Here is a 17399-nt window from a genome sequence, read left to right as displayed (position 1 = left end):
GTGGCAGGAGGCCAGCATGAATGGCACGCACGCTTTCACAGGATCTTCGGGACAGGGTTGTGGCCGCGATTGACGGCGGCCTGAGTTGCCATGCCGCGGCGGCGCGCTTTGGTGTCAGCGTGTCGAGTGCGATCCGCTGGCGTCGTCTTGCGTTGGACCATGGGCGTGCCGTGGCCAAGCGACGCGGCGGCGACCGGCATTCGGGCAAGATCGAAGCGCACGGCGACTTCATCCGGGAACTGATCGCCGAGCAGGGCGACATGACCCTGGTGGAGGTTCAGGTGCGGCTGATCGAGCGCGGCGCCAAGGTCGGGATCGGCACGGTGCATCGCTTCTTCGTCCGTCACGGGATTACGCGCAAAAAAAGACTGGCCATGCGATCGAACAAGACCGTCCCGACGTCCTGAGGCAACGCCAGCGCTGGTTCGACGGCCAGATCGATCTCGAGCCCGAACGCCTCGTGTTCATCGACGAGACTTGGACTGCGACAAACATGATCCGCAGCCACGGGCGCTGCGCCAAGGGCGAGCGATTGCGGATGGGCTTCCCACATGGCCATCGCAAGACCACAACGCTGGTCGCCGGCCTGCGCATGACAGGCATGGTCGCACCTATGGTGCTGGACGGGCCGATCAACGGCGATTGGTTCGAAGCCTATGTGGCGCAGGTCCTGGTGCCAGAGTTGCGGCCCGGCGACGTCGTCATCATGGACAACCTCTCCAGCCACAAGCGGGCCGCCGTGAAAGAGCGGATCGAAGCGGCCGGAGCAACCCTGCGCTTCCTCCCGCCCTACAGCCCCGACTTCAATCCCATTGAAAAGGCCTTCTCCCGCCTCAAGTCCATGCTGCGCAAGGCGGGCGAACGAACCGTCAGCGGGCTGTGGGGGTTGATCGGCAGGCTCGTCGACATCTTCCAGCCCGCCGAATGCGCCAACTACTTCAGCTCATGCGGATATGAACCGGAATGAGTGGAAACCGCTCTAGTCCGCCGCCCTGGGTGCAAGGTCAAGCTCCGTAACGGTGAGAGAGTCGGACGGCGTCAATCCATCACCGCTGAGACAGAGGCGACGGCTTCGCGACCTGGCGAGGGGCCTGATTCCCGCAACAGGAAATGCCACCGGGCGCCTCCTGCTCCCCCTACCCGCAATGAAGGTGTCATGGGCTGAAGCTAGGGGGCGTCGGCGCGATGAACCCATCTACCTCCCATTTGGCCGCAGAGCGCGCCGATCTGCTGCGATCGATAGCCAGAACAACGAACGCGACATCGACAACAGCCTCCATCAAGCCTGGAAGCCCGTTGAATCAACCAATGCGCATATTTTCAAGAGGCTGATTGGGTTTTAACCCTAGCTTCCAAGCAGCTCAAAGACGGTGAGGAGTTATCTGACAGCGCTAACTACAAAGTATGGGTAGGGCGAGATGTCGGAAAATATCTGGCATACTGCTGGATGATCTATGCCCTCAATACGTATGATGTGCATGTAAGCGGGCAAATTCGGAATAAAAACAAGATGCCCTATCAAAACACCCCTACCGCCAGCTTTTGGTTTATTGTTGGAATTGGGCCCTCTATCGTAAACTAGATCAATACAATTGCCAGCCTCGCTTTCCCCTCGTAACTTCCCATAAGGGAATAAAGCTAAATATCCTTCACTCGTTCTATCAACTCCGCCCCGAACGGCGATTTTCCGACCCGAAAGCGACCTAGTATAGTCGCTATCAATCCTAAGTTTGCCGACATCTACAAATTCGGGTGCCGATCCATCGATTAGCCCCACATTATTGGCACATGCGGACAGCGATAAAACTAGTAAGGCTGAGGATAACCTAGCTGCACGGATTTGATGTCGCACCTTTGCCTCCATTTGACTTTCCTGACGCCGCCTTAGCAAGGTCCCGGACCGCAGCCATGGTTCCAGATTTGCCAGTGTACCCCCAACCACCATAGGCATAAATTGCCATAGCACCCCCGCCCGAGGTTCTCGCAATTCCCCTCACGCCGCTATGGTCCGCTTGAATAGCTATTCCACTGGCGTGAACTAGCGCGGCCATTGCATCGTGCTTCCCAATACCCGTGTGATATCCCTCACCATGAGTGTGGCCCGTTGATGATTCACTTCCTGTAATAAAACCAGCGGGATAAACATATCCCTCCGTATCACCGACTTTGCACTTGGGTATCAACGATACCGAAGATAACACGCCACCCTCAGTCCTAAATCCGACCTCGCCAGGACTATAGAACGACTTACGAATTGCAGTACCTGCTGGGTTAGCCTTATCACGTATCCTCTGGCCGGTCACCACAATCTCGTCATTTATTCTGCTAGGCATCGTGGACAAAGCTTGACCTGAGGCTCACGGGTTGATTCAAGGCTGTCTTTTGGAGGCGGCGTTGGGCGAGCGGATCGGGGTATCGGACGAAGAGTGGGCGCTGATCGGACCGTTGCTGCCGCCCGAGCATGGTCGCGGATGTCGGCCGGCGGGCGACAACCGTCGTTACTTCGAGGGCATGATATGGATGGCGCGCTCAGGCGCGCAGTGGCGTCTGCTGCCGGACGATTATGGAAAGTGGAACAGCGTATTCCGGCGCTACCGGCGCTGGGTCGATGCCGGCGTATTCGACGCCCTGCTGGAGACGCTGGCCGAGATGGTGGAGCGCGATACCAGCGCCGACATGATCGACAGCACGGTAGTCCGGGCGCATCATTGCGCCGTCGGGCTAAAAAAGGGGATCAAGAGACCCAGGGGCTTGGCCGGTCGCGCGGTGGCTTCACCACCAAGCTCCACGCCCGCTGCGACGGGCACGGCCGACCGCTCGGCTTCGTCCTGACGCCGGGACAGACGCACGATGTGCAGGGCTTCGGCCCGCTGTTCCGGATGCTCGGCGACCGGATCGAGGCGCTGCTCGCCGACAAGGGCTACGACGCAGACGCAATCCGCGCACAGCTCGCCGCAGCCGGCGTCGAGGCGGTCATCCCTGCCAAGAGCAATCGCCGCACACCCATCTCGCACGATCGCGTGAAATACCGCTGGCGTAATCTCGTCGAGCGCTTGTTCAGCAAACTCAAGAACTGGCGGCGCGTCGCCACCCGATACGACAAAACCAGGGAATCATACCTCGGCTTCGTCACTCTCGCTTCAATCAAACTGTGGATACCCTTTGTCCACGACGCCTAGAAAGCGTGTGAGGCTGCCCGAAAACGTCAGAATAGTTGACGACTGTTTTTACAACGATGCGCGTTCTTTCCGTGTTCAACTCTTCCCAAGTTTGCTCGGGGAACATCAGTATCATACGCTTAGTTGCGTAATCTTGTGGCGCTATCGATGCAAAATCGGCGAGGTCTACCTCGTGGCTCCAATTTATCTCCCCGCCGTCGTTAATTCCAATTAGGTTTGACACATGCACGTGTTCCGCTGGAGTATGGCCATAATTCTTGATTTGGCAGCATAGGGCCGCGCATATTTCTCCGCCTGCGGCAGGTTTAATTGCCTTAATGTCTAGCCCATCGAAATCGAGGTAGGCGCGCAGCTGCCTCTCGGCGTTTCGAGCACTGGTGATAACCAAGCGCGCTGTTTCATCTGCATTGCGCCGCGCCTCTTTGAGGGCGTCAGCTGTTTCATTTGCTGCAGCGATTGAGCGCCTGGTATTTCTGGCGTTCTCCTTCATCAGTAGCATGTTTGCGGTGGTCGCTCGGCGGAGGGCAAGGCCGCTTTGTACGATGGTGATCAGCAACGCCGCCGTGGCGAGCCCGCTGAGTATCGTGGCGATTTTAGCCCACTTGGTTGAAGCCTCCGTCGCCTTCGCAGCTTTCTCCGCGGCTATCGCTGCCCGCCATTGAGCGCACAAATCCGCTGCGTCATGGTTTCTGGCGGTGTAGCATTCCGCTGCGGCGTGATCGGGATAAGCCACGTACTGACTTAACGTGGACGCATCTTCAGGGCCTGGAACCCCCGAAGAGCGCACCTCAGCGTCATATGCAGCGGGCGATGTTTGCAAGCCGAACGCATAAGCACCCAGGCCTGCGCTAATCAAAGCCAGCGCGAAGAGGGCCGCGATGATTAGGCCCGGCGATTGAGCGCCAGGCCCTAACCGGCGCAATGCCTGCGATCCTGAGCGGCCCGTGCCCTTAAGGAGCACCGGGCTCTTTCAATCCTATTTGGCAACGCGGCCAGTTCCACAAACCGCATTTTTAAATCCCCCTCATCAATCAAGCGGATGGGGCTGAAAAAGTCGATATGATACCGGTCCAATTTGGTTGCTCGAAGCTACTGTCGATCGACCCGCGCGCGGGTCATCACGATCGCGGCGCTCGATGAGCCCTCGACTTGGTGGCCCATTCTGCCGCCGCCATGGTCAACGCGCTCGAGACCGTGCGCAGCTTCCTGATATTGCGGCTCGGAGTGCACCTAGGCGTCCGGCAGAAGAATTTGCGGCAGTTGCTTCTCTGTCCGCGCGACCGGCCGCACCGCACCGATGCGCCTTATAACCAGGCGATCTTCTATGAGGCATGGCGACTGATCATTCAGCGCTACGGGATCTATAATCCATATACCGAGCGCGGCGCGATCAAGGTCCTGCTGCCGCACGGGCCGCATAATGTGCGCGATGTGCTGGCGACCCATATTCTCAAGCGCACCGGGTTTATGAGCAGGCGAGCTACGCCATCCAGGATGCGCCGGAAATGGTAGCCAAGCACTATGGCCGCTTCCTCCCTCAGGACAAGGCGGCGCTCGCTGCCCGCATCCTCAACCAGGTGTGGCAAAGCGAATAGGTTCATGGGACGGCGGTTGAGATCAACCGCCGTCCTGCGGGGGGACTTCGTAGAACATCGGGTTCCTGAGCCAATCAGCAATGGCGGACTCTCGCCAGCCTGCGCAGCGGGTGCTGATCTGGACGTTCGGGGGGAACGTGCCGGCCTGCATCTTGCGGTACATGGTCGATCGACTGAGGCCGGTGCGCTCGAGGACGGTCTTGATGCGGAGAATCCGGTCTGGCGTTTCGGTCTGCATGGTATCGCCTCACATTGCTTGCGTCTGAGTGGTGCTCCCTTGGTCCAGATGACCCTGAAAAAGGGTCGCTGGGCAGACCCTCTCTGGTGCAGCCAAGGGCATTTCAGGCCGTGGCTGTAAGAAACGAGTGATAGCGTAGGGTTCATTGGAAGGCCGCACATGTCAGGGCGTCCCACGCATTGGCGTGGGCGCGCTCTACGCCGCTGGCGCGTCGCCGAGTCGCTGTGCGTCTCGGCCCGGTAGGGTTGCGATCTCATGACGCGGGACCGGCTAGCGCCGGCAGCGGAACGCGGGTTGGGCTGAGCGTACGCTGACGGGCTTCTGCGAAGCCGTCAGGGGCCGCAGCTCCTTTTGGATTTGCGCGTAGCGCACTCGATCCGGCCGGAGGGCGCCGCGACGGCTGGCTCACGGGCAAGCGAGCGCACGCCGCGGCGACGGCCGTCCGGATGCGAGAGCGCTGCTTCGATGCGGCTGGCGGGTGCGAGCCTGGCGCTGGTGCGCGGATTGGCTGCGGTCGCCGCGCGGTGCGCGGCGGCGTGTGTGCCTCCGGCACTCGAACTGTCGGGAGGTGGGCGTCGCTGCCCTTAGTCCCGCCGCGGCGGGCAGCAAGCTGCGCTGCGCGCAGCTCCTCCACGGTGTTTCGGCCCTCCGGGTGCAGCCCGCCTCCGCCGGCGAGACTGCCGGTCCGCTCCTGCCGCCCACCTCCCGCCATTCCGGCGCCGGTTGCGGTGGTTTTGAGGAGTGAGGAGCATGACTGCCAGGACCGAGAACAGGGCGAGCCTCTATGCCGAGGTGACCGCGCGGGTGATTGCCGAGCTGGAAGAAGGGCGGCTGCCCTGGGTGCGGCCTTGGGACGCGGCGGCCTGTCCCTGCGCGATGCCTGCCAATGCCGTGACCGGGCGGCGCTACTCCGGGATCAATGTCCTGATCCTGTGGGCCGCGGTGATCGACGGGCAATATGCGTCGCAGCGCTGGCTGACCTACAAGCAGGCCCAGGCAGCGGGCGGCACTGTTCGCAAGGGCGAGCGGGGCACGACGGTCTGCTATGCCGACCGCTTCACCCCGAGGGTCGAGGCCGAGCGGGCGCTAAGCGAGGACCGCGAGGCGCGGCAGCTGGCATTTCTCAAGCGCTTCACCGTGTTCAACATCGACCAGTGCGAGGGGCTGCCCGACAAGCTGATGCCGGAACTCCAGGCCGAGCCCGTTGGCCCGATGGATTGCGTGCCCGATGTGCATGCGTTGATCGAGGCGAGCGGTGCCGATGTGCGGGTCGGAGGCGGCGAGGCCTATTACAGCCCCGGCGCCGATTATGTCGCGGTGCCGCCGCAGCTGGCGTTTCCGGTTCGGGTCAACTGGTATCGCACCGCGCTGCACGAGCTTGGCCACTGGACCGGGCATGGCTCGCGGCTGGACCGCAATCAGACGGGGGCATTCGGGAGCGCTGACTATGCCCGCGAGGAACTGGTTGCCGAGATGGCGAGCGCCTTCACCTGCGCATCGCTGTCGATCCAGCCGAGCGTGCGCCACGCCGATTATATCGGGAGCTGGCTCGAGGTGCTGCGGGGTGACGAGAAGGCGATCTTCCGGGCAGCGAGTGCGGCGAGCAAGGCGGCGGACTATCTGCTGGCGTTTGCGCCCGAGCAGGAGGCTGCGTCGTGATCGGCTGGCTCCGCCTGCGGCGCATGCGTCGCGCCTTTCGCGCACTGCCCGAGCGGGACCGGGCGATCTTCGGGTCGGTGCGCTTTGACGATCTCGACTATGTCCAGGCGGCCAAGCTTCATGGCTGCAGCGTTGGAGATGTCGAGCAGACGATTGCGCGCGTGCTGATCGCGCTCGACCGTGCTGACCGCGGCAAATTTCCATGACCAGCGAGACACCTCGTCCGGAAACCACCGGGCGAGGTGTACGCCGTGCTATCTCAGCGTTAGGATTGCGATCATGAGGACCAGCCTCGATCATCTGCCTGCTGCCAAGCAGCGCGAGCTTGAACGTGTCGTCCAGATCCTGTTCGAGGAGTTTGGCGACACGACCGCTATCGCGACATGCGACTGGAAGAAGAACGCACGCATCCTGAAGGTCATTCTCTATGGCAGCTATGCGCGTGGCGGCTGGGTCGACGAGCCGCACACTGCCAAAGGCTATCAGTCCGACTTCGACCTGCTGATCGTCGTCAATCACGATAAGCTGACCGACCGGGTCGAGTTTTGGGCCAACGCCGAGGAGCGCCTCAACCGCGAGCTGTCGATAACCAAGGCGCTACGCACGCCGGTCAACTTCATCGTTCACACGCTGCGCGAGGTGAACGATGGGCTCGCGCATGGGCGCTATTTCTTCATGGATGTCGCTCGCGACGGCATCGCTCTATATCAGAGCGAGGATACCGAGTTCCATAAGCCGAAACCAAAGACGCCAGCACAAGCGCTAGCGATGGCGCGAGAATATTTTGTAGAGTGGTTTCCGAGCGCCGAAAAGTTCAAAAGAGCTTCTGATTTTTTGATCCAAGAGGATGGCCTGCGAGAAGCGGCATTCAATCTGCATCAGGCAGCGGAACGCCTCTATCATTGCGTCCTATTGGTCTGCACTTTCTACACACCGCACGTCCACAATCTTGGTTTCTTGCGAACGCAAGCCGAGCGGATTGATCCCCGCTTGGTGGATGCGTGGCCGCGCGACAGTCGCGCTGATCGCGGGCGCTTTGAGAAACTCAAGGAAGCCTATGTGAAGGCTCGCTACTCGAAACACTACCGGATCAGCGAGGATGAGCTGGCGTGGCTCGGCGAGCGCGTCGAAGTTCTGGGCCAAGCGGTGCAGGTGATCTGCGAGGAGCGCATCGCCGCGCTTGAGCGGAGTGCGGCTGCATAATAACGGCGCGCCGGGTGCAGGCACCCGGCGCGGTTTGGTTATGCGTTCTCAGCTGCTTTTGCGCGCGGCTTCCGCGTCTTGGTCGCTGCTGAAGCAGGGGCGGAAGCAGCTGCGTTGCGCGCTGCGCGACCCTTGGCGCCGAGGCCAATCCTGTGTGCCATCGCCCGGCGCGCTTCCGAGTAGCTCGGCGCAACCATCGGATAATCGGCCTTCAGGTTGTAGCGCGCACGATACTCTTCTGGCGTCATGCCGTTGGTAGAGAGATGGCGACGCAGCGTCTTGTACGGCTTGCCGTCGATCATCGAGATGATGTGATCGTTCGACGCGAGCGACTTACGCACAGACACGGCTGGCGTATATTCGGTCGCTGGCGGAGTTTCTTCACCGGCTCCAGTCGAGGATCCGCCGCTAGCCAGTTCGCTAAGCGTCGAATGCATGGTGCGCAGAAACGCAGGCACGTCTTCAGCCGAGACGCGATTGTTCTGATTGCCCAGCCAGGCAATGGTCAGTTCCGTCGCAAGATCGACGGCATTCAAGGTAATTTCTTCGGACATTAGCGACCTCCCGCTTTATGTTTTTTGCGCCCGCGCTGTTCATGACAAGCGCTTCAGCTTCCCGCTCTGTGTAGCAATGCAAAGGTTGAATCAAGTTTGAGCCATTTTATCAGTTGCTATCGTGTCGAATGCGCGCCGTCCACTGCGACGCCAGAGCACCGTCTTTTGCTCAGCATCGTGCCCGTTCAACATGGCTGCAGCTTCAACCAGGATGCCGAGAATTACAGCGCGATCATCCTCCGTCAGCTCGACCAGCCCGGACTTCACAACCAGGCCGCCGAGTTCGATCAGCTGGCGGGTTCGTTCGCGGCGCTTCACGACCCAGGCTCGCGTGTCATGACGCGCGATTACCGCCTGCAGACGATAGCGCCCCGCCAGTATCCGACGCGCTTGGCTGCGCGTCACTGCCAGCGCCTTGGCCAGCGGTTCGTTCACGGCGAAAGAAGGCAGCGCCGCGCTTGCGCCAGCCCTCCTTTGTCGCCGGCTCTTTCGCCTCGACTGCGGTCAAAAGCGCGCCAGCGAGCTGCTCGATCGGGAACGCGTCGGCCCCGGTTGCAATTACCAGCTCACCGAGCTGCTGCAGCTTGCGGCTTTTCAGCTGCTTCGCCTTGTCGCTGAGCGCCTGCAGCTCCGAATCAAGGTCGCGGGGTTTGCGCATCGGTTCGTCCTCAATTGACCGTATGGGACGCTTCAATTAGTAACGCAGTCGATCAGCGCAAATGGTGTGAAACATCGTGGGACTAATCAGTCCCGAAAAAGATGAATTCTTTTGAGGGCGCGCTTATACGTCGTGCCGACGTCGCTTGTGTAGTGTAAGTGGATTGCCGCCATGGCGATCTACCACTTCTCGGCCAAGATCATATCCCGCGCTTCGGGATCGTCCGCGCTGGCATCTGCCGCCTATCGTTCGGCCTCACGGTTGCACGATCAGCGGCTGGATCGGCATCACGACTTCTCGAACAAGCCGGGTGTCGTACACTCTGAGGTGCTGCTACCGGAGGGGGCGCCGGACTATCTCTCCGATCGCGAGCAGCTGTGGAATGCGGTTGAGGCAGCCGAGCTGCGCAAGGACGCGCAGCTAGCGCGCGAGGTGGAGTTCGCGATCCCGCGCGAGCTGGACCAGGCCGAATGCATTCGCCTGGCGCGCGAGTTTGTCGAGCGCGAGTTCGTCTCACGCGGGATGATCGCCGATCTTAATGTCCACTGGGATGTCGGGGCGGACGGCGAAGCGAAGCCACACGCGCATGTCATGCTGACCACGCGCGAGGTCGGCGAGAACGGGTTCGGCCCCAAGAACCGCGACTGGAATCGCACCGACCTGCTTGAGAAATGGCGCGAGCGCTGGGCCGAGCACGTCAACTCGCGGCTGGCCGAACTGGATATCGACGCGCGGGTCGATCATCGCTCGCTGGAAGCGCAAGGCATCGAGCTGGAGCCGCAGCACAAGATCGGGCCGGCGGCATCGCGAATGGCGGCGCACGGGCTGGAGTCAGAGCGCCATGCCGAGCATCTTGAGATTGCGCGAGCGAACGGCGCAAAGATCATCGCCGACCCACGCGTTGCGCTGGATGCGATCACCCACAACCAGGCTACGTTCACCACGCGGGATCTGGCGCGGTTCATACACCGGCATAGCGACGGCAAGGAACAGTTTGACCAGGCGATGAGCGCGGTTCGCGCATCGCCGGACTGTGTCGCGCTTGGCAAGGATGGAAGGGGCGAGGATCGCTTCACCAGCCGCGGCATGATCGAGGCCGAGCAGCGGCTTGAGCGCGCCACCGATCGGCTGGCATCGCGGCGTGACCATCATCTCCCGACGGCGATGGTAGACAAAGCCATCAACGCCGCCGGGAGGCGCGGTCTGACCCTCGGGGGGGAGCAGTCAGCTGCTCTGACGCATATAGCGCGCTCGGCCGGCATTGCGACGGTGACCGGCTATGCCGGCACCGGCAAGTCGGCGATGCTCGGCGTTACGCGCGAGGCGTGGGAGGCGGCGGGCTATCAGGTGCAGGGTCTCGCGCTGTCGGGCATCGCCGCTGAGAATCTCGAAGGCGGTTCCGGGATCGCGTCGCGCACGATCGCCAGCATCGAGCATCAGTGGTCGCAGGGGCGCGACCTGCTAACTTCCAATCATGTGCTGGTGATCGACGAGGCCGGGATGATTGGATCACGGCAGATGGAACGTGTGATCGGCGAAGCTGAGAAGCGCGGCGCAAAGGTCGTACTCGTCGGCGACCCCGAGCAGTTGCAGGCGATCGAGGCCGGCGCTGCATTCCGCTCGATCGCCGAGCGGCATGGCAGTGTCGAGATCACCGAGATCCGACGCCAGCGCGAGGATTGGCAGCGGGGTGCCACGCGGCAGCTCGCCACAGGACGGACCGCCGAGGCGCTGCAGGATTATGAAGCGCGCGGGCACGTTCACGCCGCAGAGACACGCGAGGCCGCGCGCGCGGACCTTATCGATCGCTGGGATCGCGATCGTGCCGCTGCGCCGGATGCGACACGCATCATCCTGACCCACACCAGGGACGAAGTGCAGGCGCTAAACGAGGCGGCGCGGGAGCGGCTGCGTGAGGCCGGGCAGCTGGGCGAGGATGTCACCCTGCGGGTCGAACGGGGCCAGCGCAGCTTCGCGGCAGGCGACCGCATCATGTTCCTGAAGAACGAGCGCGGCATGGGCGTGAAGAACGGGTCGCTCGGCACCGTGCAAAGCGTCGCCGCTGCTCGCATGGCGGTGATGCTGGACGATGGCCGCGCCGTCGCGTTCGATCTGAAGGATTACAACCAGCTTGACCACGGTTACGCCGCGACCGTTCACAAGGCGCAGGGCGTCACCGTCGATCGGGTGCATGTGCTGGCCACGCCAGGGCTGGACCGCCACGCGGCTTATGTCGCGCTGTCGCGGCACCGTGATCAGGTCGACCTTCATTATGGACGTGACGACTTCGGCGATCAGTCGAAGCTCGTCCGCACGCTGTCGCGCGAGCGCAGCAAGGATATGGCGTCGGATTACGCGCGGACATTTGCCGACCGGCGCCAGATCTGGCTGCCGGAGCCGATAGTGCAGAAGGCGAAGCCGGCACCCACTCGCGATCCGTTTGCCGGGCTCGACCTCCGGCCGATGTCGACACCACCAACACGAGGCCGGTTCGATGGCCTGAAGCTTCGCATCCCCGCGCCGGTGCCCGCTGCTGAGCCGCTCGGCTTGGAGCGCGCCGTCCAGCGCTTTGCACGCGCGACCGATGACATCCTGCGGATCCGCAAGGATGGATATACCGAACTACCGCATCAGCGGATCGCCTACGAGAAAGCCTGTGAGGCGATCGACCGCATCCGCCCGCATGCCGCGCGCGATCTGCGTGCGGCTTTCACGCGCGACACGGGGCTGATCAGCGAGGCCGCTCAGGGCAGCACCAACGCTGCGATCCGCGTGATGGCGCTGGAAGCGGAACTGCGGGCCAGCCCTGAACTTCGGGCGGACCGTTTCGTGGAGGAGTGGCAGAAGCTCGCCAGGCAGCACCGCACCCTCCGGCAAGCGGGGGACGATGCTGGCCTTCGAGCAATCGGAGAGCGGATGAGCACGCTCGGCAAGAGTCTCGAACGTGACGCCCAGGCCGAGTCGCTTGTTCGAAAACGGCTCTCGGAGCTTGGAATTCGGTCCGGCGGAGGGGGTTCGATATCCCATGACATCCAGGACTGGCTCGACCACTCGCGCGGTCGCGGGCTTGGCAGATAGAAGCTGCCAGATGGACCATGACAGCACCCTAGACCCCGACGTGAGCCTCGCCGCTCATGCCTTCGGCGAGCTTCGCGCAGAGATCAGCCTACTTCGTCGCGCCGTCGAGCGGCTGACCGATGAACGAACATCGCAGCCTGACTACGCGCCAACCCTGGAGGCGATCGCAAAGCGGCTGGAGGATGTCTGCGTCTGGGCGAAGAAGGTATCGGAGCAGCCGGCGATGAGGCTGACGCCCGAGACTCTTGCCAGCGCGATTGACAAGGCTGCGGGCGACGCTCGCTCGAGCGATCGACGCATGCTGGAGAGTGCCACCGCGGCCATCAACACGGCTGCTGGCCGCATCGACGCGATGATCGCAAGATCGCAAGCGGCCGGGGAGCAGGACCGCGAGTTGCTGCACAACCGTATCGCGTTCGCTGTTGCCGGCATGGTCACCTTTGCAATTCTGCCAGGAGCTATCGCACGTTCGCTGCCTGCGAGCTGGGCTGTGCCTGAGCGAATTGCAGCGCGAACGCTGGGAACCGATATGTGGAGCGGGGGGCAGCGAATGATGAGAAGGGCCAATCCAGATCGCTGGAACGAGATTGTCGACCGCGAGAAGGCGCACACGCAGCCGACGAGGTAGTGTCGGCTATGCGCCCCAATGTCGGTCGTCCGCGCCGCTTTTACCAATTCCCAAAAGCAGTCAGTCTGCTTCAAGTTCATGATAAAATATGTGGCGACAAGCCTGCTGGCTCTGGGTTATCTTCTAGTCATTCGCGCGCGCAGCATTGCCGTGTATGGGGAAAGCAGAATGCAGCTTAAGTCGGTCGCGATCCGAAATTTTCGGCGCCTCGAGAATGTCGAGATCGATATCGAAACCCAGAAAACTATCTTTGTTGGCCCCAACAACAGCGGCAAGACGTCGGCAACGGCGATCTTTCGCTGTTTTCTTGGCGGACGTGAATTCAGGATCCACGACTTTTCAGTCTCGCGCATGATTGATTTCGAGGCCTTCGCGAAGACCGGCGATCCGACGCACCTCCCCGAGATCAGCTTGGACCTTTGGTTCTCGATCGATCCCGACGCCATTGAGTACGGTCGCGTATTCTCGCTGCTGCAAGACCTAACTGATTTCGAGCGTGTCGGTTGCCGAATGACCTTCGGCTTTGCTGATCCGCAGAAGCTGCTGGAGGCCTACCATGCAGCCTACCCGGTCCAGGAGGACGGCAGCCACAGCAAGACCCTTGTCCAGTTTTTGGGAACGGACACCAACCTGACTCGTCACGGCATCGTGCGGATCGCTTCGCTCGAGCAGCGCCTGGACGACGATGGAAACACCGCGATCCACATGACGGCGGTCGAGCCGGAAGAGGGAAAGCGCCTCCTGAAGCAGCTGGTAAGGGTCGAGTTCGTCGATGCACAGCGGAACATCCACGACGACGATAATAGCCGCAGCAATCGACTCTCATCAGCCTTCGCCGCCTTCTACCGCAAGAACCTGCAGGATGCCGGCCCCGCAGCCGCCGCTAACAAGGTGATCGACGAGAACAACGAACGGCTGACCGATCACTACAAGGTTCAGTTCGCGCCGCTGATCGACCTGATTAAGGGACTGGGCGTCCCGTCTGTCAATGATCGGGACCTGCGCATCATCTCGTCGCTCAGCCCGGAAACAGCCCTCAAGGGCAATACCGAACTCCTCTACGTCGATCCCACGCGCAAGCACGAACTACCGGAGCTCTACAACGGCCTAGGCTTTAAGAACCTCATCTACATGGCCATCCAGGTTCGCCACTTTCATTCGCAGTGGCTGGCGACGCCCGACAGCCGGCCGCTGTGCTTGCTGGTGTTCATCGAAGAACCGGAGGTGCACCTCCACGCGCAGGTGCAGCAGACCTTTATCACCAACATCTGGAAGGTGATTGAGGAATCCGCAAAGGCCGCCGATCAGCCGACCTTGGTACCGCAGCTTGTCGTAACGACCCACTCTTCGCACATCCTCGACGCCGTCGATTTCGAAACAGTGCGGTACTTTCAGCGTTGCCACGCCCCGGATGAGGACGGCTCGGGTGGCATCCGGAACGTGTCGGACGTCCGCAGCCTGCGGGCATTCCGGCCGGACGGCGACGTCATCGAAGGCAAGGCCGTTTCGACCGAAGACGCCATTGCATTCCTAAAGCGCTACCTCCGTCTGACCCATTGCGATCTTTTTTTCGCGGATGCCGCCATCTTGGTCGAGGGAGCCGTTGAGAAGCTGCTGTTGCCGTTGATGATCGAAAAGTCGGCGTCAGAGCTCAGGAAATCCTACCTCACGATTCTGGAAGTCGGCGGCGCCTATTCGCACCGCTTCGAAGGCCTGCTCTCGTTCCTCCGCATCCCCTATCTCGTCATCACCGACTTGGACTCGGTCACGCCCGATACCGGTGCGGCGTGCCGCGGCGACACACCCGATGCCAAGACGTCGAACGCAACCCTCAAGGTCATGTTGGACAAGACCACCATCGCCGAATTGATGGCGATACCGCCTGAAGATAAGATCAGCACCGAGAAAGAACGGTGCATCGCGTTCCAAGTCGACGTTGCCGTCGAGGACCAGGGTCACCAGCTGGTGATGCGGCCACGAACGCTCGAGGAGGCGTTCGTCTATGATAATTTTGCGCTGTTGCGCGATAGCACGATCACGATAGGCAAACCTGTTCCTGACGATCTCACCAGCGCTTATCAGGCGATTTATGACCGTGTCCGTGCGGACACGTTCAAGAAGACCGATTTCGCGATGAGCCTACTTGATGGCCAGATCGACTGGAAGACGCCGGGCTACATCGCCCAAGGTCTAACGTGGCTGGAGGCCAAGCTCCAGCCGATGATCGCGCCGCCTGGACTCGCACCCGCAGCTCCGGACGCCGAAAGCGCGCCTGCTCCTGCGCTGGCCGACGCTGCCCCTGCTGCGACGCACGGTGAGGCCTGAGATGGCGAAGGTCGCGACCCAAGCGGACCAGGATGTCGAGATGTGCCTCGAGACCAACCTCAGTTTCGCCCTCATCGCCGGGGCCGGCTCCGGCAAGACCTCATCGCTGGTCGATGCGCTAGAATGGGTGCGTAACCATCGGGGAAAGGCCCTCCGGCAGAACGGCCAACGCGTCGCCTGCATCACTTATACCAAGCGTGCCGTGGCGGTTATCAGCGAGCGACTGGGCTTCGACGATCTCTTCGTCGTTTCTACCTTGCACAGTTTCCTATGGGCACAGATCGGGCGGTTTCATCGGGACATCCGCCTAGCGCTTGAAAACCGCCGCCTTCCGGACCTGATCGAAAAGGAACGGGCGAAGGACAATGGTGGTCAAAGCAAGACGGCCCGCGATGCCCGCGCCAAGGCCGATCGCTACGAAGCGGATCTGGCAGCGTTGAAGACCGTCGATCGTTTCCAGTATGGCGACACGGTCTATGGCGACTATCCTAACGGCGTCCTCGGGCACGACGACATTCTCGTGGTCGCGGCCTACCTACTGGAAGAAAACGCGACCTTTCGCCGGATCTTCGGTCTGCGCTTCCCCTACATCTTTGTGGACGAGGCGCAGGATACAGCCGAGGGCATCGTTCGGGGTTTGAACCTAGCCGCCGGCGGCGATCGCCTGCCGGTGATCGGCTATTTCGGAGACCCCTGGCAGCAAATCTACGGCGAGACCGCAGAGGACTTCGCTCCGCCCACAAGCGGGAAAACTATCTCCAAGGTCGAGAATTTTCGCTGCTCTAAAAGCGTGATTCGCTTTCTCAACGGATTTCGTACCGATGTCGAACAGGTTCCCGCCGGCGACAACCAAGAGATCGAAGGAAGTGTGATCTTCCGGCTTGTGAGAGCGGAGGAGCCTGAAGGAGAGCGCCGACGTTATTCGGAAGCGCAGACCGGACGCGCGCTGGTCAAAATGGATGAAGCACTGGCAGCATGGGGCTGGGCCGATCGTGATGACGTGGTGCAGCTGTTTCTCGTCAAACAGATGATCGCGCGGCGCATGGGGTTTTCGAACCTCAATCGGCTCTTCGCGGGAGAATTCGCGTCTTCGCGCGCTCAGGACGCCTTCGACCGCGGCGAGCACTTTCTGCTGGCGCCGCTTACCGACACGATTTGGCCGCTCGTACGAGCGCAGCGCGACGGCGACAGCCGGGCGATCATCGATATCCTCCGGCGGAATAGCCCGGCCTTCGCGGTGGATGGCGCGAATGCGGCCAAGACACTGCGCTCGATGGTCGAGACGTCGATCGACGTCGTTTCCAATCTCGTTGAGCGTTGGGACACCGCGCCGATCGGCGAGATTCTGCGTTTTGCTGCCGAGCGACAACTGATCCGTGTCGGAGAGCGTTTCCAGGCGCATTTCGATCGCGACCCACGTGGCGAGGAATATGACCCCGACCAGTACGGTGAGGAAAAGGGCGATTGGCTCGCCGACGCGCTGTTCCTCATGGATACGAGCGAGATCGCTTCCTACGCTGCGTTCATGGGTACGAAAACCGCCTATAGCACCCAGCATGGCGTGAAGGGTGAGGAATATCCCAAGGTAATGGTGGTCTACGACGACATCGAGGCTGCCTGGCACAACTACAATTTCGGCAAGCTCCTGACCCCAGGGGTGGCGGGCGGCGCCGGAACCGACAAGCAGCAGGCTCGTGGCAGGAAGCTCGCCTATGTGTCGTTCTCGCGTGCGCTCGAGGATTTGCGGGTTCTGCTATTCACTCCCAACCCGGAGGCGGCCCGCGACGAACTCGTTGCGAACGGGCTGCTGACGGCTGATCAAATTGAGATTGTGGGTTGAGAGACCGCTTTCGTAGCCTTCGCGTTGCTAGTCACGGGCGATCGTCCCCGCCCAAGCAGGAATTCCATTCCAAGGAAGCCTCGTCCACCCTGCATCGCGATTTCCGAACCTTTCCTCCCAGATAAAGGGGGCGGAAAGCACAAAGCCGCTTAGTATATCAGCGACGCAAGAAACCGATGTCCGCTTCTGACCTTTGGCGACAGGGAGCTGCCGGTCCGCACTCGGCCCAGGTGCCGCCGTTCGGCTCCCGTAGGGGTCACCATCGTCAAGCGGAAATCGGCAGATTTCCGCCACTTTCGACGATAAGGGCGAATTCACCTCCACATTTCGTCCCACAATTATTCGCGGCTTCGATGGAACGCGGTGGCATGCCTAGGCCCACATTTCCGCCCTCGCCGACATGTTGGTTGAATACGCCGCCCATTTTAAGTCGGGCTATTGG

Annotated in this window: 14 protein-coding genes and 1 pseudogene; 10 read left to right on the top strand and 5 right to left on the bottom strand. The window is 61.4% G+C overall.

Annotated features, from left to right (window positions below; all coding sequences use genetic code 11):
• The first annotated feature begins 20 nt into the window (after positions 1 to 20).
• Positions 21 to 967 (top strand): IS630 family transposase gene (locus TPR58_RS14430; RefSeq protein ID WP_346247396.1). Its coding sequence is split into 2 segments (ribosomal slippage): positions 21 to 357 and positions 357 to 967, totalling 948 coding nucleotides; the frame shifts between segments, so codons are not numbered across the junction.
• A gap of 1397 nt (positions 968 to 2364) precedes the next feature.
• Positions 2365 to 3179: pseudogene (locus TPR58_RS14425) on the top strand (IS5 family transposase).
• Here TPR58_RS14425 and TPR58_RS14420 read toward each other — a convergent pair.
• The gene (locus TPR58_RS14420; RefSeq protein ID WP_346247395.1) at positions 3145 to 4140 is read right to left on the bottom strand and encodes a hypothetical protein; all 996 of its coding nucleotides are present in this window, start codon (positions 4138 to 4140) and stop codon (positions 3145 to 3147) included. The pseudogene TPR58_RS14425 and the gene TPR58_RS14420 overlap by 35 nt on opposite strands.
• 191 nt (positions 4141 to 4331) lie before the next feature.
• Here TPR58_RS14420 and TPR58_RS14415 point away from each other — a divergent pair, with 191 nt between their 5' ends.
• Positions 4332 to 4691 carry a hypothetical protein gene (locus tag TPR58_RS14415; RefSeq protein WP_346247394.1) on the top strand — a complete coding sequence of 120 codons (360 nt, stop codon included), beginning with the start codon at positions 4332 to 4334 and terminating at the stop codon, positions 4689 to 4691.
• Between the two features lie 105 nt (positions 4692 to 4796).
• On the opposite strand, the gene TPR58_RS14410 is transcribed toward TPR58_RS14415, so the two are convergent.
• The gene (locus TPR58_RS14410; protein WP_346247393.1) at positions 4797 to 5012 is read right to left on the bottom strand and encodes a helix-turn-helix transcriptional regulator; all 216 of its coding nucleotides are present in this window, start codon (positions 5010 to 5012) and stop codon (positions 4797 to 4799) included.
• A gap of 750 nt (positions 5013 to 5762) precedes the next feature.
• Between TPR58_RS14410 and TPR58_RS14405 the strand changes: the two genes are divergently transcribed.
• The 3 genes from TPR58_RS14405 to TPR58_RS14395 all read left to right on the top strand — a co-directional run bounded on the left by TPR58_RS14405 (position 5763) and on the right by TPR58_RS14395 (position 7874).
• Positions 5763 to 6671: an ArdC family protein gene (locus TPR58_RS14405; protein WP_346247392.1), complete on the top strand. Its 909-nt coding sequence runs from the start codon at positions 5763 to 5765 to the stop codon at positions 6669 to 6671.
• A complete protein-coding gene (locus tag TPR58_RS14400; protein WP_346247391.1) occupies positions 6668 to 6877 on the top strand; it encodes a sigma factor-like helix-turn-helix DNA-binding protein in 210 nt (69 codons plus the stop codon). The genes TPR58_RS14405 and TPR58_RS14400 overlap by 4 nt, the downstream gene beginning before the upstream one ends.
• Before the next feature lie 73 nt (positions 6878 to 6950).
• Entirely contained in the window at positions 6951 to 7874 is a 924-nt protein-coding gene (locus TPR58_RS14395; protein ID WP_346247390.1) for a HEPN domain-containing protein, read from the top strand.
• 38 nt (positions 7875 to 7912) lie between these two features.
• Here the strand turns inward: TPR58_RS14395 and TPR58_RS14390 are convergent, their stop codons facing one another.
• The 3 genes from TPR58_RS14390 to TPR58_RS14380 form a co-directional block, all read right to left on the bottom strand.
• Positions 7913 to 8428, bottom strand: a complete 516-nt coding sequence (locus tag TPR58_RS14390) for a Ros/MucR family transcriptional regulator (protein ID WP_346247389.1) — start codon at positions 8426 to 8428, stop codon at positions 7913 to 7915.
• Positions 8429 to 8518: 90 nt separating this feature from the next.
• On the bottom strand, positions 8519 to 8746 hold the full coding sequence (locus TPR58_RS14385) for a conjugal transfer protein TraD (RefSeq protein ID WP_346247388.1): 228 nt from the start codon (positions 8744 to 8746) through the stop codon (positions 8519 to 8521).
• Between the two features lie 16 nt (positions 8747 to 8762).
• Positions 8763 to 9086, bottom strand: a complete 324-nt coding sequence (locus tag TPR58_RS14380; RefSeq protein WP_346247387.1) for a conjugal transfer protein TraD — start codon at positions 9084 to 9086, stop codon at positions 8763 to 8765.
• A gap of 171 nt (positions 9087 to 9257) precedes the next feature.
• Here TPR58_RS14380 and traA point away from each other — a divergent pair, with 171 nt between their 5' ends.
• The 4 genes from traA to TPR58_RS14360 are packed head-to-tail and all read left to right on the top strand — an operon-like array spanning position 9258 to position 16957.
• On the top strand, positions 9258 to 12164 hold the full coding sequence (traA, locus tag TPR58_RS14375) for a Ti-type conjugative transfer relaxase TraA (protein WP_346247386.1): 2907 nt from the start codon (positions 9258 to 9260) through the stop codon (positions 12162 to 12164).
• Between the two features lie 10 nt (positions 12165 to 12174).
• The gene (locus TPR58_RS14370; protein WP_346247385.1) at positions 12175 to 12792 is read left to right on the top strand and encodes a DUF6118 family protein; all 618 of its coding nucleotides are present in this window, start codon (positions 12175 to 12177) and stop codon (positions 12790 to 12792) included.
• Between the two features lie 18 nt (positions 12793 to 12810).
• The gene (locus TPR58_RS14365) at positions 12811 to 15117 is read left to right on the top strand and encodes an ATP-dependent nuclease (RefSeq protein ID WP_346247384.1); all 2307 of its coding nucleotides are present in this window, start codon (positions 12811 to 12813) and stop codon (positions 15115 to 15117) included.
• 1 nt (position 15118) lies between these two features.
• Positions 15119 to 16957 (top strand): UvrD-helicase domain-containing protein, encoded by a 1839-nt coding sequence (locus tag TPR58_RS14360; RefSeq protein ID WP_346247383.1) that lies wholly within the window; start codon positions 15119 to 15121, stop codon positions 16955 to 16957.
• The last annotated feature ends 442 nt before the right edge of the window (positions 16958 to 17399 follow it).

This window comes from Sphingomonas rustica, assembly GCF_039652585.1.
GTDB lineage: Bacteria > Pseudomonadota > Alphaproteobacteria > Sphingomonadales > Sphingomonadaceae > Sphingomonas > Sphingomonas rustica.
This window is presented reverse-complemented; position numbering and strand designations above follow the sequence as displayed.